The organism is Synechococcus sp. MIT S9451 (assembly GCF_047304725.1).
Taxonomy (GTDB): domain Bacteria; phylum Cyanobacteriota; class Cyanobacteriia; order PCC-6307; family Cyanobiaceae; genus Synechococcus_C.
In genome coordinates this window covers 903419-929061 of the sequence record NZ_CP138971.1, presented here as the reverse complement: position 1 = coordinate 929061, position 25643 = coordinate 903419, and the positions used below count along the sequence as shown (strand labels likewise).

The 25643-nt window shown below is 59.8% G+C and carries 24 protein-coding genes; 10 read left to right on the top strand and 14 right to left on the bottom strand.

The genetic code is table 11. The annotated features are described in order from the left end of the window. Positions 1-30 precede the first annotated feature (30 nt). Positions 31-2097 (bottom strand): protein kinase domain-containing protein, encoded by a 2067-nt coding sequence (locus tag SIB72_RS04800; RefSeq protein ID WP_413744781.1) that lies wholly within the window; start codon positions 2095-2097, stop codon positions 31-33. Between the two features lie 115 nt (positions 2098-2212). Here SIB72_RS04800 and egtB point away from each other — a divergent pair, with 115 nt between their 5' ends. The 4 genes from egtB (at position 2213) to SIB72_RS04780 (ending at position 5160) form a co-directional block, all read left to right on the top strand. Beyond that, positions 2213-3415, top strand: a complete 1203-nt coding sequence (gene egtB, locus SIB72_RS04795) for an ergothioneine biosynthesis protein EgtB (protein WP_413744780.1) — start codon at positions 2213-2215, stop codon at positions 3413-3415. Between the two features lie 98 nt (positions 3416-3513). Next, positions 3514-4425, top strand: a complete 912-nt coding sequence (egtD, locus tag SIB72_RS04790; RefSeq protein WP_413745048.1) for an L-histidine N(alpha)-methyltransferase — start codon at positions 3514-3516, stop codon at positions 4423-4425. Positions 4426-4429: 4 nt separating this feature from the next. After that, on the top strand, positions 4430-4675 hold the full coding sequence (locus SIB72_RS04785; protein WP_115016579.1) for a hercynine metabolism small protein: 246 nt from the start codon (positions 4430-4432) through the stop codon (positions 4673-4675). Continuing rightward, positions 4675-5160, top strand: coding sequence for a hercynine metabolism protein (locus tag SIB72_RS04780; protein ID WP_413744779.1), 486 nt, complete (start codon positions 4675-4677; stop codon positions 5158-5160). Before SIB72_RS04785 ends, SIB72_RS04780 begins: the two co-directional genes overlap by 1 nt. Positions 5161-5166: 6 nt before the next feature. Here the strand turns inward: SIB72_RS04780 and SIB72_RS04775 are convergent, their stop codons facing one another. The 7 genes from SIB72_RS04775 to SIB72_RS04745 all read right to left on the bottom strand — a co-directional run bounded on the left by SIB72_RS04775 (position 5167) and on the right by SIB72_RS04745 (position 11578). Next, entirely contained in the window at positions 5167-5430 is a 264-nt protein-coding gene (locus tag SIB72_RS04775) for a hypothetical protein (RefSeq protein ID WP_006042532.1), read from the bottom strand. A gap of 29 nt (positions 5431-5459) precedes the next feature. Next, positions 5460-6959 carry a lysine--tRNA ligase gene (lysS, locus tag SIB72_RS04770; protein WP_413744778.1) on the bottom strand — a complete coding sequence of 500 codons (1500 nt, stop codon included), beginning with the start codon at positions 6957-6959 and terminating at the stop codon, positions 5460-5462. A 59-nt stretch (positions 6960-7018) separates the two neighbouring features. Further along, the gene (rpaB, locus tag SIB72_RS04765; protein ID WP_413744777.1) at positions 7019-7831 is read right to left on the bottom strand and encodes a response regulator transcription factor RpaB; all 813 of its coding nucleotides are present in this window, start codon (positions 7829-7831) and stop codon (positions 7019-7021) included. Positions 7832-7922: 91 nt separating this feature from the next. Beyond that, positions 7923-9236: an ABC transporter substrate-binding protein gene (locus tag SIB72_RS04760; protein ID WP_413745047.1), complete on the bottom strand. Its 1314-nt coding sequence runs from the start codon at positions 9234-9236 to the stop codon at positions 7923-7925. A gap of 35 nt (positions 9237-9271) precedes the next feature. Continuing rightward, the gene (locus SIB72_RS04755) at positions 9272-9778 is read right to left on the bottom strand and encodes a rod shape-determining protein MreD (RefSeq protein WP_115118774.1); all 507 of its coding nucleotides are present in this window, start codon (positions 9776-9778) and stop codon (positions 9272-9274) included. Next, positions 9778-10521 carry a rod shape-determining protein MreC gene (gene mreC / locus SIB72_RS04750; protein WP_413744776.1) on the bottom strand — a complete coding sequence of 248 codons (744 nt, stop codon included), beginning with the start codon at positions 10519-10521 and terminating at the stop codon, positions 9778-9780. The genes SIB72_RS04755 and mreC overlap by 1 nt, the downstream gene beginning before the upstream one ends. Positions 10522-10525: 4 nt before the next feature. Next, entirely contained in the window at positions 10526-11578 is a 1053-nt protein-coding gene (locus SIB72_RS04745) for a rod shape-determining protein (RefSeq protein ID WP_115118725.1), read from the bottom strand. Between the two features lie 146 nt (positions 11579-11724). On the opposite strand from SIB72_RS04745, the gene SIB72_RS04740 reads away from it, so the two are divergent. Then, on the top strand, positions 11725-12117 hold the full coding sequence (locus tag SIB72_RS04740) for a single-stranded DNA-binding protein (protein WP_115118727.1): 393 nt from the start codon (positions 11725-11727) through the stop codon (positions 12115-12117). Positions 12118-12179: 62 nt separating this feature from the next. Here SIB72_RS04740 and SIB72_RS04735 read toward each other — a convergent pair whose 3' ends face one another. From SIB72_RS04735 to ahcY, 4 genes are all read right to left on the bottom strand, one after another. Further along, positions 12180-12839, bottom strand: a complete 660-nt coding sequence (locus SIB72_RS04735; protein WP_413744775.1) for a DedA family protein — start codon at positions 12837-12839, stop codon at positions 12180-12182. A 39-nt stretch (positions 12840-12878) separates the two neighbouring features. Then, positions 12879-13451, bottom strand: a complete 573-nt coding sequence (locus SIB72_RS04730) for a hypothetical protein (protein WP_413744774.1) — start codon at positions 13449-13451, stop codon at positions 12879-12881. Beyond that, entirely contained in the window at positions 13448-14422 is a 975-nt protein-coding gene (locus SIB72_RS04725; RefSeq protein WP_413744773.1) for a glucosyltransferase domain-containing protein, read from the bottom strand. Before SIB72_RS04725 ends, SIB72_RS04730 begins: the two co-directional genes overlap by 4 nt. 91 nt (positions 14423-14513) lie before the next feature. After that, positions 14514-15944, bottom strand: coding sequence for an adenosylhomocysteinase (ahcY, locus tag SIB72_RS04720; protein WP_413744772.1), 1431 nt, complete (start codon positions 15942-15944; stop codon positions 14514-14516). Here ahcY and tsaE point away from each other — a divergent pair. After that, positions 15943-16461, top strand: coding sequence for a tRNA (adenosine(37)-N6)-threonylcarbamoyltransferase complex ATPase subunit type 1 TsaE (gene tsaE / locus SIB72_RS04715; protein WP_413744771.1), 519 nt, complete (start codon positions 15943-15945; stop codon positions 16459-16461). The two genes, ahcY and tsaE, sit on opposite strands and share 2 nt — an antisense overlap. An 18-nt stretch (positions 16462-16479) precedes the next feature. Here tsaE and SIB72_RS04710 read toward each other — a convergent pair whose 3' ends face one another. Together SIB72_RS04710 and mutT are read right to left on the bottom strand one after the other, a co-directional pair. Further along, complete coding sequence (locus SIB72_RS04710) at positions 16480-17541, bottom strand: carbohydrate kinase family protein (protein ID WP_413744770.1); 1062 nt, start codon at positions 17539-17541, stop codon at positions 16480-16482. 64 nt (positions 17542-17605) lie between these two features. Further along, entirely contained in the window at positions 17606-18811 is a 1206-nt protein-coding gene (mutT, locus tag SIB72_RS04705) for an 8-oxo-dGTP diphosphatase MutT (RefSeq protein ID WP_413744769.1), read from the bottom strand. A 109-nt stretch (positions 18812-18920) separates the two neighbouring features. Between mutT and bioA the strand changes: the two genes are divergently transcribed. The 4 genes from bioA to SIB72_RS04685 all read left to right on the top strand — a co-directional run bounded on the left by bioA (position 18921) and on the right by SIB72_RS04685 (position 25623). Beyond that, complete coding sequence (gene bioA / locus SIB72_RS04700; protein WP_413744768.1) at positions 18921-20189, top strand: adenosylmethionine--8-amino-7-oxononanoate transaminase; 1269 nt, start codon at positions 18921-18923, stop codon at positions 20187-20189. A gap of 79 nt (positions 20190-20268) precedes the next feature. Continuing rightward, on the top strand, positions 20269-21402 hold the full coding sequence (locus SIB72_RS04695) for an efflux RND transporter periplasmic adaptor subunit (RefSeq protein ID WP_371410847.1): 1134 nt from the start codon (positions 20269-20271) through the stop codon (positions 21400-21402). Between the two features lie 5 nt (positions 21403-21407). Next, positions 21408-24686 carry an efflux RND transporter permease subunit gene (locus tag SIB72_RS04690; protein ID WP_413744767.1) on the top strand — a complete coding sequence of 1093 codons (3279 nt, stop codon included), beginning with the start codon at positions 21408-21410 and terminating at the stop codon, positions 24684-24686. Continuing rightward, entirely contained in the window at positions 24676-25623 is a 948-nt protein-coding gene (locus SIB72_RS04685; RefSeq protein ID WP_413744766.1) for an alpha/beta fold hydrolase, read from the top strand. Before SIB72_RS04690 ends, SIB72_RS04685 begins: the two co-directional genes overlap by 11 nt. Positions 25624-25643 lie beyond the last annotated feature (20 nt).

Here is a 25643-nt window from a genome sequence, read left to right as displayed (position 1 = left end):
TCACACGAAACAGTGCTCCACCGGCCTGTCTCAAGGCTGAGTGCTGTCGACGGGAGGAGCAGGCTCAACGGGATCAACCGGTGGAGCCATGGCGGGACGCGGGCCCGGAGCTTGAGGCGCCGCATCGATGGCGCCGCTAACGCCGGTGGCTGAATCAGGAATGGGATCAGAATCGACAGCCGGCAAGGGCTTGGGCGCAGGCCAATCCGCACGGCACGAAAGGGTGAGCACCCCGGATGACACCCCTTCATTGGTCACAAGCACCTGAACGGGCGATCCCGCATCCGGCGGGAGCGTCACCACCCGAAGCGGACCCCGTTGCGCTGCCACATCTCCATTGGCTCCGTACACAGTCATCTGCATCAGCGGCGTGCCATTGATGCCCAGCACTAACCGTCGGCCCTGCGGCACCTTGATCGAGATCAACCGAGCGCCCCCGGCCTGCACGCGGCTGGACAGCACCGTGGGCTGCCGTGGCCGGGCCGTGAGGGTTTCGATGCGCACATTCTCGAGACTGCGGATCGCCGCGGCAAACCACAACTGGCGATAGGGCTCTGGGGGCTTGGTTCCCATCGCCACCCCGGGCAGGAGATTCTGTGCCGAAGCCGTCACCAACTGCTCCACCACCTGAGCATCCACCCCCTGCTCGGTGAGCAGATCACGCTGCTTGCGCCAGTCAACCGCCTTGAGGCGTCCGAGACGGGCCCGCAACACAGGGGGCAACTGCTCGACTCTGGCCAGCCATTCCTCCGCCAACTCATTCCAGACCCGGCGCAAGGGCGCATCCTCCAGGGCATCCCCAGGCAGACGACCGTTGCGCTCGGGATAGCGAGCCAGCAGGCTGTCATCCACCAATTTCAGGAACCAACTGCGATCCACCTGCAGAGCCCGAAGACGACTGAGCAACTGCTGGCGCTGATCCACTTCCGCAGGCGGAAGACTGGCCTGCGGGGCCCGACCGATCAGATCGCGATCAGTGGAGGGAGCCGCACCAGGTGTCGTGCCCCGGGTCAACAGAAACCAACCGATGGCCGTTCCAACCACAGCCGACATGAGCAAAGCAACCACCACAGGCCAGAGCCGGCCTTCGGCCGCCTGCTGACGTTCATGCTCACGGGGGCGGGCACGCCGCCCCCCATCAGGGGCTGCTGCTCCTGACGAATCACGGTCTCCCTCAGGCGTGCCTCGATCCAACCGCGGCAGATCAGGGGATGTGACAGGACTCTCGCACTCCGGCACAGTTGCCGGCGCCAGCACCAAGGTGCGCTCAGCCCGCGCGATTGGTCCGGTGGTCTCAGGCATCACGACCGCCTGCAGCGCCTGCAGAGCTTCGGTCGCTCGCTCAAAGCGCTCACCCGAACGCTCGCTCAACAGGCGATGTAAAACCTCGCGAAAGTTCGAACCCAAACCCAAACCGTCGGGAATGCTCCAGGCCTGACCAACGGGATCCAGCAGCTGCTCCGGCCTACGACCAGTCAGCAACGCCAGGGCCGTAACCCCAAGGGCGTGCAAATCCATCCAAGCCGCTGCAGGCTCGCCGCGACCCTGGGCCTGGGGTGCAAAAGCAGCCGTTGCCCCAGACATTGGCTGGGCTCGCTGGCACTGCAGCAGCCCAAAATCGAGCAGCACCGGCATGCCGTCCTGATCCCGACGCAGCAAGTTGCTGGGATTGATATCACCATGCACCAGATCCTCGGCATGGAGGACCGCAAGCGCTGGCAGTAGCTGCCTCAGCAACAACAGGACTTCACCAGGACCGAACACCAGTTGACGGTCTGCTCGTTGCTTCTGGATCTGATCGAAGGTGGTTCCCTGCTGCCACTCACGCACAAGCCAGAGGGCACCTTCCTCTTCAAACAAACCGCCAAAACGAGGGATCTGGGGATGCAGAACTTTCTGCATCGCCGGCCAGAGCGAGCGAAACCGCTGCTGGGACGAAATCGACAACAACTCCCGCAGGGCCACAGGTGCTTCCGCAGCCAAGAGATCGGCACCTCGCCAGAGCAGACCCTGCGGTGCGGTGTGATCGGCCGCATCAACCGACGTGAGCTGCTGATCGATGCGGTAGCGCTCCGCGAGCACAGACCCGATCACCATCGCCTCCCCAGCAGTGGGCCGATGCTAGGGGCACTGTCATGGCTTCACCGCCATCTGTGGGGGTCTGCAGGGCTGACAGGATCTCCCTAGGGTCTGCCCCAACACATCTCAGGCCATGCCCTCCAGCACCCTGCTGCAACGGTTGCTGACGGTGCGCCATCAAAGCGAAGCACTGATCGCCCCCTTGGAGCCAGAGGATCTCTGCCTGCAGGGAATGGCAGATGCCAGTCCACCCAAATGGCACTTGGCGCACACAACATGGTTCTTCGAGACCTTCGTCCTGAAACCCTTCCAACCGGAGCACCGCAGTGCGGATCCGCGCTGGGGGTATCTGTTCAATTCCTATTACGAGACCGTCGGACCGCGTCAACCCCGCCCTGATCGCGGTTTACTCAGCCGACCACCCATGAAGGACATCACCTGCTGGCGCCAGCGGGTGAATGCATCCCTTGAAGCACTTCTCAACCAGGGGGAAGATCCTCGTTACTGCGAGCTGATCGAACTCGGATTGCAGCACGAACAACAGCATCAAGAGCTGCTGCTGATGGATCTGCTCGACGGCTTCAGCCGTCAGCCGCTTGAACCGAGCTACAACGCCAGCTGGGAACCTGCATCATCCACCTGCTCAGCGCCGTGCTGCTGGCTCGAGCATCCAGGTGGGTTAGTCGAAATCGGTGCCAGCCGCGACGCAATCGAACCTCGAGCCTTCCATTTCGACAACGAGGCCCCCCGTCATCGTGTCTGGCTGGAACCGTTCGCGATCTCCAGCCAGCTGGTGCGCAACGACGCCTACCAACACTTCATCGACGATGACGGCTACAAACGTCCTGAACTCTGGATGAGCGAAGGCTGGGCTATCTGCCAGCAGCGGGGCTGGCAAGCGCCCCGCTACTGGCGCCAGGACCACCCCGACGCAGCCTGGAGTTCGGAATTCACCCTCGCTGGTCGCCAACCGCTGGATCCCCACCAACCGGTCCGCCATCTCAGCTGGTTTGAAGCGGATGCCTTTGCCCGCTGGGCTGGCTTGCGGCTTCCAAGCGAAGCGGAATGGGAAATAGCGGCCCGCAGTCATGGAGATGCCCTGGAAGAAAGCCACGACACGCTCTGGCAATGGACATCCAGCCCATACCGTCCCTATCCCGGCTTTCAACCAGCAGCAGGTGCAGTGGGGGAATACAACGGCAAATTCATGACCTCCCAATTCGTGCTGCGCGGCAGTAGCCAGCTCACCCCAACGAGCCATGCCCGTCTGACCTATCGCAATTTCTTTGCCCCAGCGAGCCGCTGGATGGCAGCTGGCATTCGCCTCGCCCGATAACCATGACCAGGTCCGCTACTCGTGGCAGCACGAAGGCAACAAACGCCCTTACAACAGCACCGATCACGCTGATCGACCTCCATCCCCCCGCCACAGACATGCTGAAGCTGGTGCAGGCGGGATTGCGTTGCCAACCCAAGCAACTTCCGGCCTGGCTCCTTTACGACGCGGAAGGATCCCGGCTATTTGACCAGATCTGTGAACAGCCCGAATACGGACTCACTCGGACGGAAATCGCTCTGCTTGAACAGCAGGCGGATGCGATTGCCGCAGCCCTTGGACCCGGCGTGATCGTGGAATTTGGTGCGGGCAGTGCCCGCAAAGTGGGCCCCCTGCTCAGGGCCCTTCAACCAGCGGCCTATGTCGCCCTCGACATCAGCGCCAACCATCTCAGCCAGGCCACCCAGGCCCTGCAGCAGCTCCACCCCCAGGTTCCAATGCTCGGGATCTGCTGCGACCACAGCCAACTGACAGCGCTTCCCCCCGATCCGCTGCTCAACAACCAGCGCAGACTCGGCTTTTTCCCGGGCAGTTCCCTCGGCAATTTCAACCGCACAGAGGCCGTGCAACTCCTCAGCCGCTTTCACCACATCCTGGACGGTGGTCCACTGCTGCTGGGCCTCGATCACCCCAAACCAGCTTCGGTCTTAGAAGCGGCGTACGACGATGCAGCGGGAGTGTCTGCCGCCTTCGCCCGCAACCTCCTGCATCGCCTCAATCGCGACCTGAACGCAAACTTCCAACCCGACCAGTTCGTCTACCGAGCCCAATGGCAACCGGAACACAATCGCGTCGAAATGGCCTTGGTCAGCCGTTGTGAACAGAGTGTGACCATTGATAACCAATCCTGGTCGTTCAGGGCCAGGGAACCCTTGGTGACCGAATACAGCCTGAAGTACAACCCCGCCATGACCAGGACACTGACGGCTGCAGCAGGTTGGCGCATGCTGGATCGCTGGCATGATCCGGACGAAAGCCTGTCCTTGTATCTGCTGACACCAGCAGAATGACGTTATGAGCAGAGAAGAACAGCGCCAGACGATCCGCAGCCAACGCGAGACGCTGATCGAAGACCTTGAGCTCCTTTATGCGCAGGCGTTTGAACGCCTGGGCGGACTTGAACTGGGTGAAGGCTCTGTCGCCCGACTGACCCAGTTGCTGCTGCGCTCCCGTGATGCAGCAATCACCCCACTGCGACAGGAGATCGAAGCACCGCTGATCACACGAGCCCCCGACGCCAGCCCCGACTCCGTCGACTGATGGCACCCTCCTGGCTTGACGAACTCGAGCGCAGCCTCGAGCAACGACTGGATGCCTTTCTGCGCGCCAATCCTCACCAGAACGAGCTGCTGCAGCAGCAACATCTGCAGGACCGCCAGCGTGGCCTGCAGACCCGCCTCACACAACTGCAGGATCAAGCAAAAGACCTGCGCCGCCAACTTTTAGCCCTGGCCAGCGACGTTCGTGACTGGAACGCACGCAGCCAAAGAGCCCGTGATGCCGGAGCCCAGCCGCTAGCAGAGCGAGCCGATCAACATGTTCAGACCCTGATGGCACAGGGCCGTGAGCTATGGGGTGAACTGGATACGCTCGGAACCAACTTCCGAACAGTGGAACACCAACTCAGCCAACTGATCGCCGACGATCAAAAAGCCAGCCCTGATCGATCACTCAATGAGGACTGGGCGTTGTTTGAAGCCGAACAGGAACTCGAGCAGCTGAGGCGCAAAAACGGCCTCATCTGATCGTGCTCAGGCCTTGGGTGCGGGGGGCTCGAGGCTCACATTCTCGGGCGGCGGAGTGGGATCCGGATCGGCGATCAGCATGTGCTGAAGCACGATCTCAGGGCGCTCGCTATCGCGCCAGCGGATGCGATAGGCGGGCATCTTGGTGCCACGACTGGTGGTCTGCTCAACCGGCTCCATCACCCAACCCCGGCGCGACCGCCCCTGGGGATTGCGCTTGACCACCGCATCGGCGTGCTTGAAGCGGAAACCTACGCGCTCACCACTCATTGGAAGAGGACCCTGCCACTGAACCTTAATTATCCATGCTGAGGGGATGAAACGTCAGTACGGCTCTCCGGACGAAGCAGAGGGAAAGCGATCACATCCCGAATCGAGGGGCTATCCGTGAGCAACATCACGAGGCGATCAATCCCGATCCCAAGGCCTCCGGTGGGGGGCATGCCGATCTCAAGGGCATTCACAAAGTCCTCATCCAGGCCCTGGGCTTCCAGATCTCCAGCTGCCTTGCGCGCTTGCTGGGCCTCCAAACGTTCACGCTGATCGAGTGGATCGGTCAGCTCACTGAATGCATTGGCAGTTTCACGACCAACGATGAAAAGCTCAAAACGCTCCACCAAACCAGGCTTGCTGCGGTGCTTGCGCGCAAGCGGAGAGATCTCGATCGGATAGTCCGTCACAAAGGTGGGTTGGATCAGCGTCGCTTCCACCTTCTGCTCAAATGCCTCATTCAGCAGCCTTCCGACAGTGTCGGCCTGCTCAGGCACAACCAAGCCAATCAATTCCATTGCCGCTGCCGCCGCAGCCCGGTCGGAGAAGGTGTTGAAATCGAGCCCCGTGGCCTGGTGCACCAACTCATGCATGGTGGCGCGACGCCAGGGCGGAGTGAGGTCGATTTCCGTGCCCTGGTAGTTGATCTTGGTGTCTCCGCACACCTGCTCACACACCGTGGCGATCATCGCCTCGGTGAGCTCGATCATGTCGTTGTAATCGGCATAAGCCTGATAAACCTCCACCGTTGTGAATTCAGGGTTGTGACGCGTGCTAACTCCCTCATTGCGAAAGATGCGCCCGAGTTCGTAGACGCGCTCGAAGCCACCAACGACCAGTCGCTTGAGATGCAGCTCAGTGGCGATGCGGAGGTAAAGGGGAAGATCAAGCGTGTTGTGGTGAGTGATGAAGGGGCGTGCATCCGCACCACCCGCCTCCGACTGCAACACCGGCGTTTCGATCTCCAGAAACGATCGCTCATCCAGCCAACGCCGGATGCCGCTCACCAGCAGGGCACGTCGCCGAAAGGTTTCACGCGACTGGGGGCTGACGATCAGATCGAGATAACGCTGGCGGTAACGCTTCTCCACATCCGCCAGGCCATGCCACTTGTCCGGCAGGGGCTGCAGCGCCTTGGTGAGCATCTGCCAGCCGCTCACCTTCACCGAAAGCTCACCGCGATCAGTGCGGCGCAAGATGCCCTCCACACCGATCAGATCACCAGCATCCACCAAGCTGGTGATCTGAGCAAAAGCATCACCGAGGGATGATTTCTCTAGGAAAAGCTGGATCGTTCCGGTTTCATCGGCGAGGGTGAAAAAGGCCAACTTGCCCATCACCCTTCGGGTCATCACCCGACCGGCGACAGCCACCTCAACCGCACGCTCTTCTCCTTTTGGGAGATCCGCGTGATCCTTCTGCAACTGAATGGTGCGATGGCTGGGTGCAAAGCGCAGGGCATAGGGCCCCTGACCCATCTCGCGTAGGGCATTCGCCTTCTCAAGACGGGTCTCGCGCAGATCGGACACAACGAAGCAGTCAGTCGGGCGCCATCCTGCCCGAGCAGGGGCCCAAGCGAAGAGAATCGCTAGGCGTTGACGGCAACCTGAGGCAATTCACCCATGCGTTGGGAGGCATAACCAATGCCTCGAACCGTGAGAATCAGTTCAGGATTGCGCGGATCCGGCTCAAGCTTGCCGCGCAAACGGGCGACGTAGACGTCAACGACGCGGAGATCTGCCGCCCGACGAGGCGGATACCCCCAGAGCTGCTCCAGGATCTCAGCCCTGGGAACAACCCTGCCAGGCTCGCGGAACAGCAGCTCCAACAGACTGAATTCGGTATAGGTGAGCGAGATGCGATCACTGCCGCGACTGACCTGGCGGCGATTGGTGTCAACAACCAGATCACCCACCCGGAGCACGCCCTGGCCTACAGGAATTTCCCGAGGCTCTGCTGTGGCGGAACCGCGTCCGACCCGACGCAGGATGGAGGCAATTCGAGCTTCGAGCTCTTTGGGGCTGAAAGGTTTCGGCAGATAGTCGTCAGCGCCAAGGTCAAGACCAGCTACGCGCTCAGAAATCGCTTCAAGAGCCGAGAGAAAGATGATCGGCACACACGACTCAGCCCGCAGACGTCGGCAAACCGCAAAGCCATCCATCTTGGGCAGCATCACATCGAGCACCACCAAATCTGGCGACTCGTTGTGGAACATCTCCAGGGCCTGCTCGCCGTCTTCGGCGCAGATCACCCGATAACCCACTAACTGGAGACGCATCACCAGTACACGACGAACCGCGGGCTCGTCATCGACCACAAGGATCGTGGCTTGCGGCGATTCAGGAGCGTGGGATTTCGCTGCTTCGCTGCTTTTCGGGTTGGAGGACCCGCTCTCGGCCATGCGACCGCCGCCATGAAGAATCGCAACCCTACCCTTCCGCGAAGACAAAACCGGGAGTAATCCCCGCAGGACCGTCAGACTTTCGGTTCTCTTAATGTTCTGGCCAGCGGGCTTCGGCGTAGCGATTCCATTCCAGCGCAGCCTGTTCCACGGCCTGATCACTACTAATCTGGCCCAACATCGCCCGCTGCAACTGGGTGTAGATGATGCTCTGCAGGCGCTTGATCCCTGGCGAAGAGGGCACCAACACCCGGGCACGCTCCAGGGTGGCGAGAGATAACAGGCGGGCTTCACGCAACTGGGCCTGCTGAGAACCCTCCGGACTGGCCGCCTCCAACTGGGCGCGCACCTCAGCAAGGGCCTCCAGCGACGACGGCAACACCGGAGCCTCCTGCACAAAACGGGCCTGATTGGGCCCATTGGTGAGGAAGAGCGCCAGGGCCAGGGCCTCACGGGGCCGAGCACTCTGGCGGGGAACCGCCAGAGTCATCAAGGCCACATTGGCAGTGCCATCAGCTCCGGTGAGAGGTGGATGAGCTCTCGTCGCAGCCGCCACCTGGGGTGCGTTGGTCTGAATGCTGCGCAAGAACTCCGGACCCTTCGCCAATAACGCCAATGCGCCGCTTTGGTAGAGCTCAACAGCACGGCTCTGGCCCTGACTGACTACTTCACGGGGTAGAAGCCCCTGGCGGTAAAGATCCACCCAGAAAGCAAAGGCACGCCTCCCCTCAGGGGTTGCGAAGGCGGCACGTTGCCGATCATCCAGCAAGGTCACTCCCATCTGCACCAGCGATTCGAGTAACTCGGCAGAGTCATCCGGAACCACGGTGACAAACAGGGCATAGCGCCCAGTTGTCTCGCGAATAGCGCGGGCGAAAGCGGGCACATCCTTCCAACGCTGCGGCGGTTGCTTGAGCCCCGCCTGCTGCAGCAAGCCCTGATTCACCAGATTCAGCCGCACCGTGAGATACCAAGGCACCGCGATCTGTCCTGCCTGGGGATCGCGAGCCGCTGTCCAAACGGATGGCAAATAGCGATCTGCAGCACCCTCAGGCAACAACGGGGTCAAGTCGGTCAGTCCCCCTTTGCTGGCGAGATTGGCCGCGAAAGGGGGATTGAGATTCACGACATCAGGAGCAGTCCGAGCAAAGACAGCTGCCAGCAGCTTGCGCTCCACCGAACCCCAGGGAAGATCAGTCCAGCGCACAGGCGCATCGGGATGATCGGACGTCCAGGCCGTCATCACGCCCTCCATATAGGTATTGAATTTCGGCGCCAGTTGCAATGTCCACAGCTGGAGTGGTTGGTCTGCTCGCGGCTGGGGTCGACAACCGATTGCCAGCAGGGAGGATCCCGCTAGAGCAGCGGCGATCAGCGTCATCCGAAGTCGCCGATCCCAGTGCATCGTCCTCAGCGTTTGCATGCCGTCATGGTGACCGCTCATGCCCGAGAGCGCCGTCGCCAAACCAGCAGCTGCCACGAGGAGAGCATCGGTGCGAGCAAGCCAGTGATCACGGCCTGGGTAAGACAGAGATGCCAGGCCCAGTGCTGCAGCAATGGCGCATCGAGCCCCTGGACTAAACGCAACTGCAGCCAGAGACTGACACCAACCACCATGGCCCCGATCCAGGCCAGCAAGCCAAGATTGAGACTGCGCTGAATCGGTCGTCCCCGACGTCCCAATCGGCCCCACCACCACCCCAACAAGACCAGGGCCGGCAGTTGGGTTAGGCCATCAACACCAAGGCCATCAAGGACCAGGGCGATGGCCGCACCGGCAATCGCGCCTGAAATGGGTCCATCCACCAGGGCCCAAGGCAGCAACCACAACACCGCCCAGCTCGGACCCACTCCAGACAGAGTGAGCCAAGCCGGCTGGGCGAGGACAAGCATGGGGATAGCCAAAGCCGAAGCCACACAGATCGGCTGGGCATGCAAACGGGCCATCAGCGGGTCTGCACCTGCACCCAATCCACCGCCTCAGGAGCAGCGATCAGCTGCACCACCCCTTTCGGTGCTGGCACGGCGCGGCTGTTGAGCGACTGGATCACAGCGACCGGAAGGTTGGGAGGAAGCAGGGTGCTTGCTGGAGAGGTACTGACCAGATCACCGGGCCGCGCCTTGATGTCCTTGTCGATGAAACGCAACTGCGGCCGGGCGGTACCAACCCCGACCAACAATGCGTGCTGGCGCGTGCGAGGCACCCAAACGCCCACTTTGCTGCCAGGTGCTGTCAACAACTTGACCCTGGCGGTGGTGGGGGTGACGCTCTGAACACGGCCAATCAGGCCTCCTGGGCCAATGACCGCATCACCACTCGCAAGGCCGGCGCTTGCACCTTGCCCCAGTTCCAGCTGCTGCCACCAGGCTGCAGCGTTACGGGAGATCACTGCCGCCGCCACTTGACCATCCCCCGAACCACGGTTGAGCTCAAGCAAATCGCGCAAGCGGGCGTTGTCCTGACGGAGCAACTCAAGCTGGGCCTTCTGCTCCAGTGTTCCTGCTGACTGCAACCACTCCTTCTGAGCCGAACCCGGCCAGAACGGCCGACTCAGCAAGGCATAGGCATCGACAAAACCAGCACCCTTGCTCCAGCGCACAAGCGCTAAAACGACGAGGAGTGCAAGCCATGGCCAAAGCCGACGCCCTCCACGCCAACGGGGACCGGCTGGCCACTGAGAGGCCGCCATCCGATCAGGCCGTCACGGTGTTGCGCACGTATTCGGGAGTATCAAGCACCCGCTGAAGACGCTTGTAGTCCTCAAGCACCTGACCGCATCCGTTCACCACACACAGCAAAGGATCCTCAGCGATGTGCGTGAAAATCCCAGTCTCGTGGCTGATCAGATCACTGATGCCACGCACAAGCGCACCGCCACCGGCCAGCATGATGCCGCGATCAACGATGTCAGCAGCCAGCTCGGGTGGCGTGCGCTCCAGGGTGCGCTTCACAGCCTCAACGATGACGTTGAGGGGCTCGGCGATTGCTTCGCGGAGGTCACCAGCCTGAAGCTGAATCGTGCGGGGCAAGCCAGAGAGCAGATGCAAACCGCGCACATCCATCACCGTCTGGTCGAATTCGTTGTCTGGGAAGGCAGAACCAATTCGGATCTTGATCTCCTCCGCAGTGCGTTCGCCAACGACCAAGTTGTGCACCTTCTTCAGGTAAACACCGATCGAATCGCTGATCTCATCCCCCGCGACGCGGACCGACTCACTCAGCACGGTGCCGCCAAGGCTGAGCACGGCCACCTCGGTGGTGCCGCCACCGATATCCACAATCATCGTTCCCACAGGCTCAGTCACGGGCAGACCGGCCCCAATGGCAGCCGCTACAGGCTCATCAATCAGATGCACTTCCCTCGCACCGGCCAGGCCCGCCTCACGGACAGCGCGGCGCTCTACACCGGTGACGCCACTAGGGATACCAACCACCAGACGGGGGGCCACGATGCCTCGGCCTTCATTGCCTTTCTGGATAAAGGTCTTGAGCATCTGCTCAGCCGCATCGAAATCAGCGATCACCCCGTCGCGCAGGGGCCGGACGGCCTTGATATTGCCTGGGGTGCGGCCGAGCATCAGCTTGGCCTCATCACCCACGGCCAGAGGCACTCCCCGTTCCAGATCCAGGGCCACCACAGAGGGTTCCTGCAGCACAATGCCGCGGCCGGAAACGTAAATCAGAGTATTGGCGGTGCCAAGGTCGATGCCGATGTCGCGGGACAGCTGGAAGCGACGAAAAAGCACGGAACAAGGCTCAGGTTCGGCGAATCATAGGGGCGTTTCCCCAACCTTTCTGGGACCTTTTGAGACATCCGGACAGGAGGGTGGAACTCCTTGAAGGCAGCCACGAAAACCGTGGCGCATCATGAACCAACGAAGAGGAGGAATCCATGGGCGTCAATTCAGTCACCCTTGTGGGCCGTGCAGGCCGCGACCCCGAAGTGCGTTACTTCGAGTCGGGAAGCATGGTTGCCAACCTGACCATGGCCGTTAACCGCCGCAGTCGCGACGACGAGCCGGACTGGTTCAACCTTGAGATCTGGGGCAAACAAGCCCAGGTGGCCGCCGACTACGTCAGGAAAGGCTCTCTGCTTGGCATCATCGGCAGCGTCAAACTTGACCGCTGGACCGATCGCAACAGCGGTGAGGAGCGCAGCAAGCCGGTGGTGCGGGTCGACAGGCTTGAGCTGCTGGGATCGAAACGCGAAAATGAAGGTGGGGGAAACTACGGCGGCGGCGGCTTCGGTGGTGGCAGCCCCAGCGACGAGGAAGTTCCGTTCTGACCAGCACCGCGATCAAGCGGCCGGCACTGCTGGGGTGATCCAAGGGGGGATTTCCCCTTGGATCAATTGGCAGAGCGACGACGGCGCCAGATGCGCAGACCCAGCCAGATGCCTCCCGCCACAACAACGATCACCAGGCCAACCTTGATCAGCTTGGAGACAGGCTCGATCCAAAGCTCGACGTTGCTATAGCTCTCCCCCAGCAGGAATCCTGCGAGGGTGAGCAGCAAGGTCCAGATCAAGCTGCCGGCAGTCGTCCAGATCAGGAATGGCGCCATCGGCATCATCTCGATCCCTGCAGGCACTGAAATCAGAGTGCGAATGCCAGGCACCAGGCGACCCCAAAACACAAGGGCCGTACCAAAGCGATTGAACCAGCGGCGACTACGGGCCAGTTCAGCAGGGCTGATACCGATCCAGCGACCATGCCGCTCCAACCAATGCTCAATCCGCTCTTCATTGATCACGCGGCCGATGCCGTACCAGGGGAGGGCACCAAGCACCGTTCCCAGCAGACCAGCGAACACCACTGGTACAAACTGCAGCTGGCCTTGCTGCACCAGAAATCCCCCTAGGGGCATGATCAGCTCAGAAGGAATCGGCGGAAACAGATTCTCAAGAAACATCGCCGCGAAAATCGCCCCATATCCAGCCAAGGGGTTGACCGCCACCGCCTGCTTAATCAGCTCAGGCAGCTGGGTGATCAGTTCCGACAGTCCCATGAAGAGGTGTGAAGGCGTCGTCAGTGTTTCACAGCTGGCCTAGAGAGCCGGCCGCTCCGGGGCAATTTGGAGCACAAAGGTGTCATCAGTGACCCGCTGAAGCGAAAACTCCGAAGAGCAGATTGCATCCAGCGAGGGCTCACAGCCAGCTGGCCACCCACCCTCCAGCTCCTCAGGTCGTCGTTTTTCAAGATCAAGACCATGAAGCCGCAACTGGCTAAAGGAAAAAGTTTGATTGCCATCCAGAAGCGGAGGAATCAACCGATCCATCAAGGGAAATTTGCGAGTCGTGTTCTGCAAAACCGGAGAACGGGGCATCGTGCCGTCCACCACCAGAAAGCGCACTGGGTGCTCCATGTCACGGCTCTGCAGGGCAGAAGCAGCAGCCACGATGCGTGAAAGACGTGGCTGTTCGAAACGGGCCTGCGCCGCAAACCCATGGCCATAGGCATAGGAGACAACCACCATCAGCCAGATCAACGGCACCATGCCCAGGCTCCAGAAAGGACGACCGATTGAGCGCGACATCACCACGATCTGAAGAATGAGGCAGGTGCCGAACGGGCCGAGATAAAGCAGCACCCGTGGATGGCGAACGAATGACTCCCTCAACAGGAGCATCCCGCCTGGCGACAGCAACAAGACCAGGAACAAAATCCCACACCAACTGCCAACGCCACACGCCATGAGCGCCACTGCCGCACCAGCAATGCATAGGTGCAGATGAACAGACAACAAGGCAGCACTAGAGGCCAGCGACCAAAATCCGCAAGCAGCTGCTGCAGAGGCTCAATGACCGACGTGCTCAATGCCATCGGCAGAGCACTATCCAAAGGCTTCAGTTCAGCAGCACTGCTGGCGTAGCGATTCAGCCTGTGTTCAAACAGCAGGGAAAACAACAGCCGATAGAGGCCATAACCACCCGCATAAACAACAGCACTGAGGATGAGGCGCAACCGCAGGGAGAGCACCTGCCAAGGGCGATTCAAGAGGCCGAGCACCGACGCGATGCAGAGACACCCCGTCATCATCAGGAAGCCGTTGGCTCCCGGTTGGTAGAGATTGAAGGCAAACAGCTGCAGCACAAGGGCTGCTGCAACCCTTGACCAAGCAAAACGAAAATGCACCAACAAAGCGGCCGTTATGGAGCAAGCCAAAGCCGCTGCCATAAAGAGCGCGTCAAAGCCGTAAGACATGGCCTGCAACGCATAGGGCTGGGCCATCAGCGGCAGGCTGGCGATCGCCGTCCAGAACGGTGAACGAATGCCATGAACACGAGCAACGGCCACGCCAACGCTGGAGAGGAATGCAATCGCCACCAGCGTGTAAAGCGGAGCCACCGCCGTCGCCGGCGACCCAAAATTCAGCCACTCCACGAGGGTGTCCGCAAGCGGCCGACCCACACGAACCCAACCACGGCTGCCATCCATAGCCCGCTCTATGTCGTCGATATAGAGGTCAACCGAGAGGATCAAAGGCAGTAATGCAAAGAAGCCGGCGAACATCGCTGCTCCCCACTGCCGCCGGATCACGGGATCACGTGCCAGCCCGACCCATTCCCGCCAGATCATGAGATTTGCCATGGCTTAGACCCTGACACATCAAAAAAGCCAGGCCGCTCAAGCGACCTGGCCAAACAAAAAGCCCAAAGCAAACCGCTTTGGGCTGCAGTGATCAATAGCGATAGTGATCGGGCTTGAAGGGTCCCTCCACAGGCACATTGATGTAGTCAGCTTGTTCTTTGCTCAGCTCGCTGAGCTTGGCGCCGATGCGATCCAGGTGAAGACGAGCCACCATTTCATCGAGGTGCTTGGGCAGCACGTAGACCTCCTTGCCGTACTCACTGCCCTTCGTGAACAGCTCGATTTGGGCCAGCACCTGATTGGTGAAGGAGTTACTCATCACGAAACTGGGGTGGCCGGTGGCGCAGCCCAAGTTCACCAGACGACCCTCGGCCAGCAGGATGATGCGATTGCCATTGGGCAGGGTGATGTGATCCACCTGCGGCTTGATGTTGTCCCACTGGTACTCCTTGAGGGAGGCAACATCGATCTCATTGTCGAAGTGACCGATGTTGCAGACGATCGCCTCGTCCTTCATGCGCACCAAGTGCTCACTGCGGATCACCTGGAAGTTGCCGGTGGCGGTGACGAAGATGTCCATCTGATCGACCACATCGTCCAAACGGACAACGCGATAGCCCTCCATCGCAGCCTGCAGGGCACAGATCGGATCGACCTCAGCAATACAAACCGTGGCACCGAGTCCACGCAGAGACTGGGCTGAGCCCTTGCCCACGTCGCCATAGCCGACCACAAGAGCCTGTTTGCCAGCAACCATCACGTCGGTGGCACGCTTGATGCTGTCAACCAGCGACTCGCGACAGCCATAGAGGTTGTCGAACTTGCTCTTGGTGACCGAGTCGTTGACGTTGATCGCCGGGAAGGGCAGCTCACCGCTCTTCTGCATCTTGTAAAGCCGAGCCACACCTGTGGTGGTTTCCTCAGTCACCCCCTGAATCTGGGCCTTGGTTCGTGAATAGAAGCTTGAATCCTCAGCCAGCTTCTTCTTAATCGAGGCAAATAGGAAGGTCTCCTCCTCATTGGAAGGGTTGTCGAGCACGCTGATGTCCTGCTCAGCCTTGCTGCCCAGCATCACGAGACCGGTGGCGTCGCCACCGTCGTCGAGGATCATGTTGGGGCTGCCGCCATCACCCCACTCGAGGATGCGGTGGGTATAAGCCCAATACTCCTCAAGGGTCTCACCCTTGACCGCAAACACTGGAATGCCGCGGGCTGCCATCGCAGCAGCAGCGTGATCCTGCGTCGAAAAGATATTGCAGGAAGCCCAGCGCACCTCAGCGCCCAGTTCCACCAAGGTTTCCATCAGACAAGCCGTCTGAATGGTCATGTGCAAAGAGCCGGCGATGCGAGCACCCTTAAGAGGTTTCTCAGTGCCGTATTTGGTGCGCAGCGCCATCAGACCGGGCATCTCGGTCTCGGCGATGTCGAGCTCCTTGCGACCAAAATCAGCCTGATTCAGATCCGCAACGACATAGTCATCAGCGACCTGTAGGCCGGTCGTTGCCGTGGGTGTTGCCACCATGGTTAAAAAGCTCCCTGGGGAGAACGTGAACGGAAATCTCTGCAGAGTCGCCGAGGCTTCGGGCTCGCCAGATCGCCAATCTACAGACAACCGCTGGATCCTCGACGACCTAGAGGCCACCCACCGCCTGGGGCGTGATCTTGCCGGCCAGCTTTCGGCAGGGACAGTCCTGCTGCTTCAGGGCCAACTCGGTGCCGGCAAGACCTCCCTGGTGCAAGGCATCGCTCTCGCTCTTGGCATCCACGAACCGATCACAAGCCCCACCTTCGCCCTGGCCCAGCACTACCCCCAAGGTCAGCCCCCCCTGGTGCATCTCGACCTCTACAGGCTTGAACGCCCTGAATCGGCCAATGATCTATTTCTGCAGGAAGAAGAGGAAGCTCTGGCGATGGGAGCCCTACTCGTCGTGGAGTGGCCAGAGCGTCTCAAGCTGAACTGTCAGGACGCTTGGACGCTCCAACTGGATCATGGGCCAGGGGAAGGAAGGACTGCCGTCCTTCACCCACCCAGCTCATGAAGTGCTTGATCGATTGATTCAGCGCAGTCCAGAGACCACCGCTGCACTTTGCTGGAGGAAATGCTCCACGTCAGCCGCCGACGGCTGAGGGTCAATACCACCGGCACCAGCGCAGACCAAAGCACCACAGGCAGCGGCATAACGGATCACTTCCTCAACCAAAGCTGCAGACAGAACCAGAGGGGCACCACCCGAGGGTGTAAGAGCGAGAAGCTGATGCAGCAGCCCTGCTGTGAATGCATCCCCAGCACCGGTGGTATCCACCACCCTTGGCGGGGGCAGAACATCCATCGCACCAACGTGGCCAGCGATGCACCACTGCACGGGATGACCGCCATCAGTGACCACCACATCGGGGTGGGTAGGCAAACACTTGCTGATCGCCTCAGGGTTGTCGCTGTTGAACACCCAGATCGCTTCCTCCCGTGCCAGCTTGATCAATGAAGCCCGATCGAGCAAAGGCGCCATTGAGGCCAAAGCCTGAGGTGAAGGTCCTGCAGAGGGATCGGCGGCTGGATCCCAGAACGTGGGCCGCCAGTTGACGTCCAAGGCCAAACGCAGATCCGACTGATCCACTTGCTCAATGGCCCACTGGAGGGTTTCCGCTGACTCAGGCGTCGCCAGCGGAATCGTGCCGACCAATAACCAGCGAGCAGCTGACGCCAACGCAGGCCAGGACAACGACAGCTGCTGGCAATCAAGACCCTGATCAGCAAAACCCTCGCCCTGATCCCCGGCAAAGCCCTGAAACACCCTCTCCCCAGTTGCATCCCGGCGCACCAGCACCACCCGACTGGGGCGGACGGTATCGGCCTGAACACCCCTCAGGTCAACGCCACGATCCCGCAGTAACTCGTTAAAACTGGCGCCGATATCGTCCTCTCCAAGCCGGCCGAGGAAGCCCACAGGGGTGCCGAGACGGGCCAGAGCACAGGCCACATTGGCAGGGGCACCGCCAAGGCGATCATCGCAGTCAGACAGTGAGGCAGTCGCCGGATCACCGCCCAAAGGCCCCAGACGATCAACCAGTGCTTCCCCCAAACACAGCACCCATGGGGCACAGACCGCACGATTGGCCATCAGCTGGCATCTAACTTCCCGCAGCCTGGCTAGCAGTGCGACAACTGCCAACTGCGCAAACCACTCAACCCGAGACGGACTGATCCAACGCAGGCAAACCGAGATGGGTCATCAGCGCCGCGATGATGCGGGCATTAGCAGCAGGGAAGGGATAGGCCCCGAGCTCCTGGGGCTGCACCCATCGCACCTGCTGACTGGCCAAGGGCTGCGGCTCACCTGAGCACCAAGTGCAGAGGTACACCTCAAAACGCAGCCGTTTATGGCTGTAGGCATGATCCACGCAAATCAGCTCCTGATCCACCGTGACCTCGATCGCCAGTTCCTCCATCAACTCACGGGCAATCGTGGCCTGAATCAGTTCGCCTGGCTCCTGTTTGCCACCAGGGAATTCCCACATCCCCCCCAGTAAGCCCTCATTAAGACGCTGATCGATCAACACCTGGCCAGCTTGATTGAGCACAACACCCACACCGATCACCTGAAAGGGCACATCGCGGGGAGCTTCTTTCACGGGGTAATGATCAGGGCTGCCCGAAGCGTACGCAGCGCAAGCCGATTGCCACGGACATGAAGCGCAGGCCGGATGACGCGGCGTGCAGAGAGTCGCGCCCAAATCCATGAGGGCCTGATTGAGATCCCTGGCTCGTTGCGGCGCCGCAGCGATCAGGCACTGGCTCCAAGTCCAGAACAGCCCTTGATGGCGCATCGGCGGGTGCGAGTGGGCCATCACCCTGGCGAGCACCCGGCGCACATTGCCATCCAAAATCGCCAGGGGGCTATTAAAAGCAGAAGAGAGGATGCCACCCGCGGTGCTGCGACCGATGCCGGGCAGCAGAAGCCAGCGATCCAGTTGGTGAGGCCAAGCCTGAGGATCGGCCTCACCAATCGGCCTCAACTCTGCAAACAACTGCTGAGCTGCTGCAAGCAAACGACGAGCCCTGGAGTAGTAGCCCAGCCCCTGCCAGCGCAACAGCACCGCCTGTTCATCCGCTTCAGCCAAGACCTCGAGCCTCGGGAAGGCCTCCATCCAGGCCCGCCAGTAAGGAAGCACCACCTGGAGCTGGGTCTGCTGGAGCATCACCTCAGCGACCAGAACCCCATATGGAGGAAGGCTGTGCTGGGGTTCGGGCCATGCGCCATCAGGCATGAACATCCAGGGTTTTTGTGCCGGATCACGGCGGCCATGCTTCTCCCACCACTGCAACAACGCCTGATCAAGGTCAGCAGAGATTGCCTCCAAATCTGTTGTGCCTAAAGGCAGCGATGGCATCAGCAAGGTGCGCCCTATCGAGACGCATGATGCAAGACGACATCCATGACGGTGCGGCGATCACTGCAGCCACTCTGCAAATCTGAACTCACCAACGCAACCTGCCTGGATGCCCTGGCACCCGCACCTCTGGCACCCCACCACCCAGGTCGCCCTGCATCCTGAGCCCCTTCGGGTCAGCGGCGCCGACGGCTGTGTGCTGCAACTCGACGATGGACGCACTCTGATTGATGCGATCAGCAGCTGGTGGGTCACCCTGCACGGCCACAGCGAACCATCGATCGCAGCGGCCGTCGGCCTTCAGGCCCAGGTGATGGAGCAGGTGATCTTCGCCAACTTCAGCCACGAACCTGCCGAGCAACTCGCCACCCGATTGGCAGCCCTCAGCGGCCTGGACCGTCTCTTCTTTTCAGACAACGGATCCACTGCCGTAGAAGTGGCACTGAAAATGGCCTGGCAATGGTGGCGAAACCAAGGCAGTGACCGCCGTCGTCTCGTGGCTTTCGAAGGGGCATATCACGGCGACACCTTCGGAGCCATGGCCGTTGGGGACCGCTCGGTATTCACCGAGGCCTATGACGAACTGCTGTTTGATGTGGCCCGCATTAGCTGGCCCCATACCCACTGGGGAGACAGCGACATTGAAACGCGGGAGGCCCAAGCCCTCAACGAGCTAGACGACGCCCTGGCGGTTCCCACTGCTGGCGTGATTCTGGAGCCGCTGATCCAAGGCGCCTCTGGGATGCGCATGGTTCGGCCTGAATTTTTAAGGGCTGTAGAGGCACGCGTGCGCGACCGGGGCACACTGCTGATCGCCGATGAAGTGATGACGGGCTTCGGACGTACAGGCAGCCTGTTTGCGTCCCAACGCGCGGGAATTCAGCCGGATCTGATGGCCCTCTCCAAAGGCCTCACCGGCGGCTTCCTGCCCATGGGCGGCACCCTTGCGAGCGAGCGGATCTTTGCCGGTTTTATTAGCGAAGAACCACTGAAAACCTTCTTCCATGGCCACAGCTTCACCGCCAACCCTCTTGGCTGTGCGGCTGCACTCGCCAGCCTCGACCTGCTGGAACAACACCCCGAGCGCTTCCTCCACTTTGAAGGCCGACACAGACCCCATCTACAAGCACTCACAGCCCACAGCATGGTGAAACAAGTCCGCTGTCTCGGCACCATGGCCGCATTCGAGCTCGACTGCGGTAGCACCAACTATCTCAATCCTGTGGGCCGCCAGCTGCAGCGTCTTTGCCTTGAAGATGGCGTCTACATCAGGCCCCTTGGCAACGTGGTGTACCTTCTGCCACCGCTCTGCATCAGCGACAAACAACTGCAGAACTGCTACTCCGCCATCGGCGATGGCATCACCAAGCTCTACTGAGCTCGGTGGGACTGGGTGAGGTGACCTTAACCAAAAAGACTGGAAGCCAAAACCCCACCTAGGGTCTGAAAAAACAGTGATGATGCATCGCCAAATCCCGGTCTTGGCCCTGCTGCCATCCGTGATCGTGCTTGCGAGCTGCAGTCATCACCAGCACGACAAGACCCTCCTGTCGGTCAATACCGCCCGGATCAGAACGGCCACGTTCCAACCAAGACTTCAGGCCATCAGCCTGCTGGAATCCACCAGCAACGTGGCACTCAAGCCGGAAAGTGAAGGCCGCGTGGTGAAGATCGTGGCCCGCGAAGGCCAGCGCGTCAAAGCCGGTGAAACGATCCTGGTGCTGGACAACGTGCAGCAAAGTGCATCCCTCAACGCCTCCAAAGCCCAGGCCCGCACCGACCGGCTAAATGCGGAGCGCTACGAGTTCCTTTACCAGCAAGGTGCCGCCTCCGCCAAACAACGGGATCGCTACGTCACCCAGGCAATCGCCTCACGGGATCAGGCCCTCGCCGATGAAGCCACACTCGGATACAAATATGTGCGATCACCCATCGATGGAATCGTCGGCGATCTCGACACCGTGAAGCTTGGCGATTACGTCAGAACTGGCCAGTCCATCACAGGCATCGTCGACAACACCATGCTCTGGACGCTGATGCAAATTCCGGCATCACAGGCCGATGCTGTCAAAACTGGCCAGACCGTGAAGGTGGCGTCCCAAACCGATCCCCCCGTGAAAGGGAGCGGTGAGGTGACCTTTATCTCCCCCTACTTCGGTCTTCCCGGCAGCAAGAACGCACCTAACACGGTGATGGTGAAAGCCACCTTTCCTAACCTCACCGGACGGCTGAAAACCGGCCAGTACGTCAAGAGCGAAATCATTACTGGCGAACAACAACAACTGGCGGTGCCAGTGCAGGCCGTGATGATGCAGGCCCAGCAGCCTTTTGTGTATCGGCTGGTTCCCCTTAAAAAAGCATTGCCGGCGATCAAAGCCTCCGCGCATGCCTCCAAGCAAGCGCTGACAACGCTGGAGCGGCTGCCTGGAGACACACCGATCGTGATCCAGACCAAGGTTGAACTGGGGGATCTGCAAGACAACCTCTATCCCGTGACGTCGGGTCTTCAGTCCGGGGATCAAGTGGCAGTGAGCAACACCAGCCGACTGCGCAGTGGCATGCCGGTGAAGGTCAGCAAGGGAAGGAACTAATCGCAATGTCCTTCTCTGACAACTTCATCAAGCGCCCAGTCCTGACAACGGTCTGCAGCATTCTGATTGTGCTGATTGGCGTCATCGCGATCCCCACCCTGCCGATCGCCAACCTGCCGAATATCGCCAATCCTCTGATCCAAGTCACTGCGGTGTACGGCGGAGCGAATGCCGAAGTCACCGAGCAAGCGGTCACCAATCCTCTGGAGCAGCAGATCAACGGCGTGCCTGGGGTCAATTACATCTCGTCGAACAGCGACATGACGGGAAGCAGCACGATCAATGTCTATTTCGACCAGACAACTGATATCGACATTGACCAGGTGAATGTGCAGAACCGGGTTTCCCTGGCCCAGCCACAGCTGCCTAAGCAGGTGGCTGCTACCGGAGTTTCGGTCAAACAGAGCAACCCCTCCATTCTGCTTGCCTATGAGATCAGCTCAACCGAAGGGCAATTTGATGCTGCTTACTTAAACGGACTCGTGTATGAGCAGCTTTACTACCCCCTCTCACGGGTAGAGGGTGTTGCCACGGTCACCGTTTTCGGAGGAGCTAATCCTGCGTACTGGCTCTTTGTCGATCCCGAGAAGCTGGCCGCTAATCAGCTCACTGCCGAGGACGTTCTCAACGCAGTCAAGTCCCAAAATAGTGTCGCCGTTGGAGGCCTTGTTGGCGGTCCTCCAGCATCAGGCGAGCAGGCTTATACCTACCCAATTTTAGTTGAAAACAATGGCAATCTCATCTCGATCGAAGACTTCAACAACCTGATCGTCAACCGCTCTCCTGCAGGAAACTTGCTCAAACTCCAGGATGTTGGCGAGGTGCGCTATGGAACCAACACGTTCTCAGTTCAAGGAATTGACAAAAACGGCCACGAAGCCCTCACCCTTGCGGTTTATCAAACACCATCCAGCAATGCCCTCGATGTCTCCAATGCGGTGGTGGAAAAACTCAACCAGTTCAATTCCATTGTGCCTCCTGGGGTCACCGTCGATCAGATTTATGACATCGGTCAATTCATCGAAGCCTCCGTTGATGGGGTGATCGATGCCCTCGGCCTGGCGATCGTGCTGGTGCTGGTGATTCTATTTCTCTTCCTCCAAAATTGGCGGGCCACTGTGGTTCCCAGCCTGGCGATCCCGATTTCTTTAGTGGGTAGCTTTGCATTCCTGAAGGTCTTCGGTTTTTCCATTAACCAACTCACTCTCCTAGGCCTGGTGCTGGCCACAGGCCTTGTGGTTGATGACGCGATCGTGGTGATTGAAGCCGTATCCACCAACATCGAGAAAGGCATGAAACCTCGCGAAGCAGCCTTGGCCTGCATGGGTGAATTGTTCGGCGCCCTGCTGGCAACAGCCCTTGTACTGATGGCAGTTTTCGTGCCAGTGGCCTTCTATCCAGGCGGCATCGGAATTATCTACAAGCAGTTTGCGCTCACGATTGCCTTCTCGATTGCGATTTCAGCCTTCAATGCCCTGACCTTCTCGCCAATGCTCTCAGGCCTGATTCTCCCAAAACAGAAGCCACCCGAACCAAGAGGTCGCAGTTGGATCGTGGTTGGAGTGATTGTGGGCCTCGCCTTTGGACACTTCAGTGCCGCCGCTTTTGGCAGTTGGACCTATCTCGCCGGTGTCGCTGTGGGTGCCATCGCGGGTGCCAATCTGCCTCAGATCTTCCGTGCCTTCAATCAAGGCTTCGACTGGCTACAACAAGCCTATGGGAGCTTGCTGAACAAGCTGATTGCCCTGCGAAGACTCATCCTTATTGGTCTAGCAGCAGGCATCGTTCTTACCTGCTTTTCGTTTGCCGCTCTACCAACAGCCTTCATTCCCGATGAAGACCAGGGCTATGGACTCGGTATCTTCCAACTGCAAAATGGCGCCTCCTTGGTTGAAACCAAGAAGCTTGGCGCTCAGATCGCCAAGGTCCTAAGCGAAGAAGAGGACGTGGACAACGCCTCAATCATCAACGGCTCCGGCTTCAATGGCTCCAGCCCCGATCAAGGCATCTTCTTCTTCGGCCTCAAACCTTTGGAAGAGCGCAAAGGAGCCACGCATAGTTCAAAGGCAATCGTGAATCGGCTCAATGCGAAGTTGATCGAGCTCAGCGATGGACTGGCTGCAGCATCAGGGCCTCCTGCAGTTCCAGGTTTCTCCTCCCAAGGTGGTTTCTATTTCCAATTCAATGATCTCAGCAATGGTGCTTATAGCTTCAACGATCTATCTGATCTATCAGGCCAACTGATTAAAGAAGCAACCGCAAGCGGCGATTTCTCCAGCATCTATAGCCAGTTCAATCCCAGTTCACCGGCCATTGGCCTCAAGGTGAATCGGGACGTGATGGGAGCTCTCAACATCGACTATCAAGAGGCGATGAACAATGTTGCGGCACTGGCAGGAAGCAACTACTCAGGCTTGACATACGAGAGCGGCCAGGTTCGCAACATCTATCTCCAAGGAAGTCCAGACCAGCGCCAAAACATCGAAGACATCCTTAGCTTCTATGTACGCAATCGCGATGGCGAACTGGTACAGGTCTCCCAGTTCGCCGAAGCAAACCTGAGCAGCGCCCCACCGGTGATCAGTCATTACAACCTGAACCGCACTGTTCTGATCCAGGGCGTACAGGCCATTGGCAAGAGCAGCGGTCAGGCTCTCAGCAAGATCCAACAATTGTTCAAGGCTCAGAACTACACGAACATCGGTTCGGCCTTCACCGGCCTTGCCGCACTGCAACTCTCTGCCGGGAATGCAAGTGTGCTGGTGTTCGGGCTCGGTGTGCTCATCGTCTACCTCGTTCTTTCAGCCCAGTACGAGAGCTACATCACACCGGTGATCATCCTGGCCACCGTGCCTTTGGCCATGCTCGGGGCACTGGCTTTCCTTGCTGTTCGTTCCATTGATCTGAACATCTACGCCCAGGTCGGTCTCGTGACCCTGATCGGTCTAGCCGCCAAGAACGGCATCCTGATCGTGGAGGTCGCTGAGCAGAAGCTGACACAGGGCAAGAGCATTACCGAAGCCGCCGTTGAATCAGCCGAATCCAGGTTGCGACCGATCCTGATGACCGCCATTGCTGCCCTGGCAGGCTTCCTACCCCTGGTGGTGGCCAACGGTGCAGGTGCGAACAGCCAGCAGTCCCTGGGCACAGTGATCTTCGGCGGCCTCGTGGTGGCGACCGTTCTCTCTCTTGGGGTGGTGCCACCTTTCTATGTGACGGTCAAGGACCTGGAAGCTCGCTGGTTCGGCCCCAAACCGATCAACAGCCTGAACGATGCAAGCTGATCAGATCTGGCACTGGCAAGGACCCCAGCACCAACTGCTTGAGGTGGGTTGGTGCAGCCAGGAGTCAAGTCAGCACAGTGGTCCGGCCTTGATTCTGATCCATGGCTTCGGGGCCAACACAAACCACTGGCGTCACACCATCCCGGCTCTCAGCCGCCATGCCACCATCTACGCCCTCGACCTGATTGGATTCGGCAGCAGTAGCCAGCCGCGAGCCCTGCTCCAGAACGATGCTCAGGTCGTCCATCAAGACGGAGCTCTGCGCTACAGCTTCGATCTCTGGGGCGAACAAGTCGCCGACTTCTGCCGTGAGGTGGTGCAGCAACCAGTGGTACTCGTGGGCAATTCGATCGGGGGCGTGGTGGCACTTCGTGCCAGCCAACTGCTGAAGGCGACCCCCGGAAATAGTCCCTGCCGGAGCGTGGTGCTCATCGACTGTGCTCAACGGCTGATGGATGACAAACAACTCGCCACCCAGCCGGCCTGGATGGCGTGGATCCGACCGCTGCTGAAAACACTCGTGGCGCAGCGATGGTTGAGCTCAGCCCTCTTCCGCAATGCCGCCCGGCCTGGAGTGATTGAACGGGTGCTTCGTCAGGCGTACCCAAGCGGCGGCAATCGGGACGACGCCCTTGTGGAGCTGCTCTACAGACCAACGCAACGACAAGGTGCGGCCGAAGCCTTCCGAGGTTTCATCAACCTCTTCGACGATCATCTGGCTCCCGATTTACTCATGACACTGACCGTACCGGTGGATCTGATCTGGGGAGAACATGATCCCTGGGAGCCCCTCAGCGAAGCCCAGAACTGGGCAGAGCGCTTTCCGGTGGTACGCAGCCTGCATGTGATCGCCACAGCAGGACATTGCCCCCATGACGAGTGCCCTGATCAGGTCAATACCCTGCTACTGGAGTGCCTCCACAAGTCTTCAGACTGATCAGCGCAGAACCGCACTGA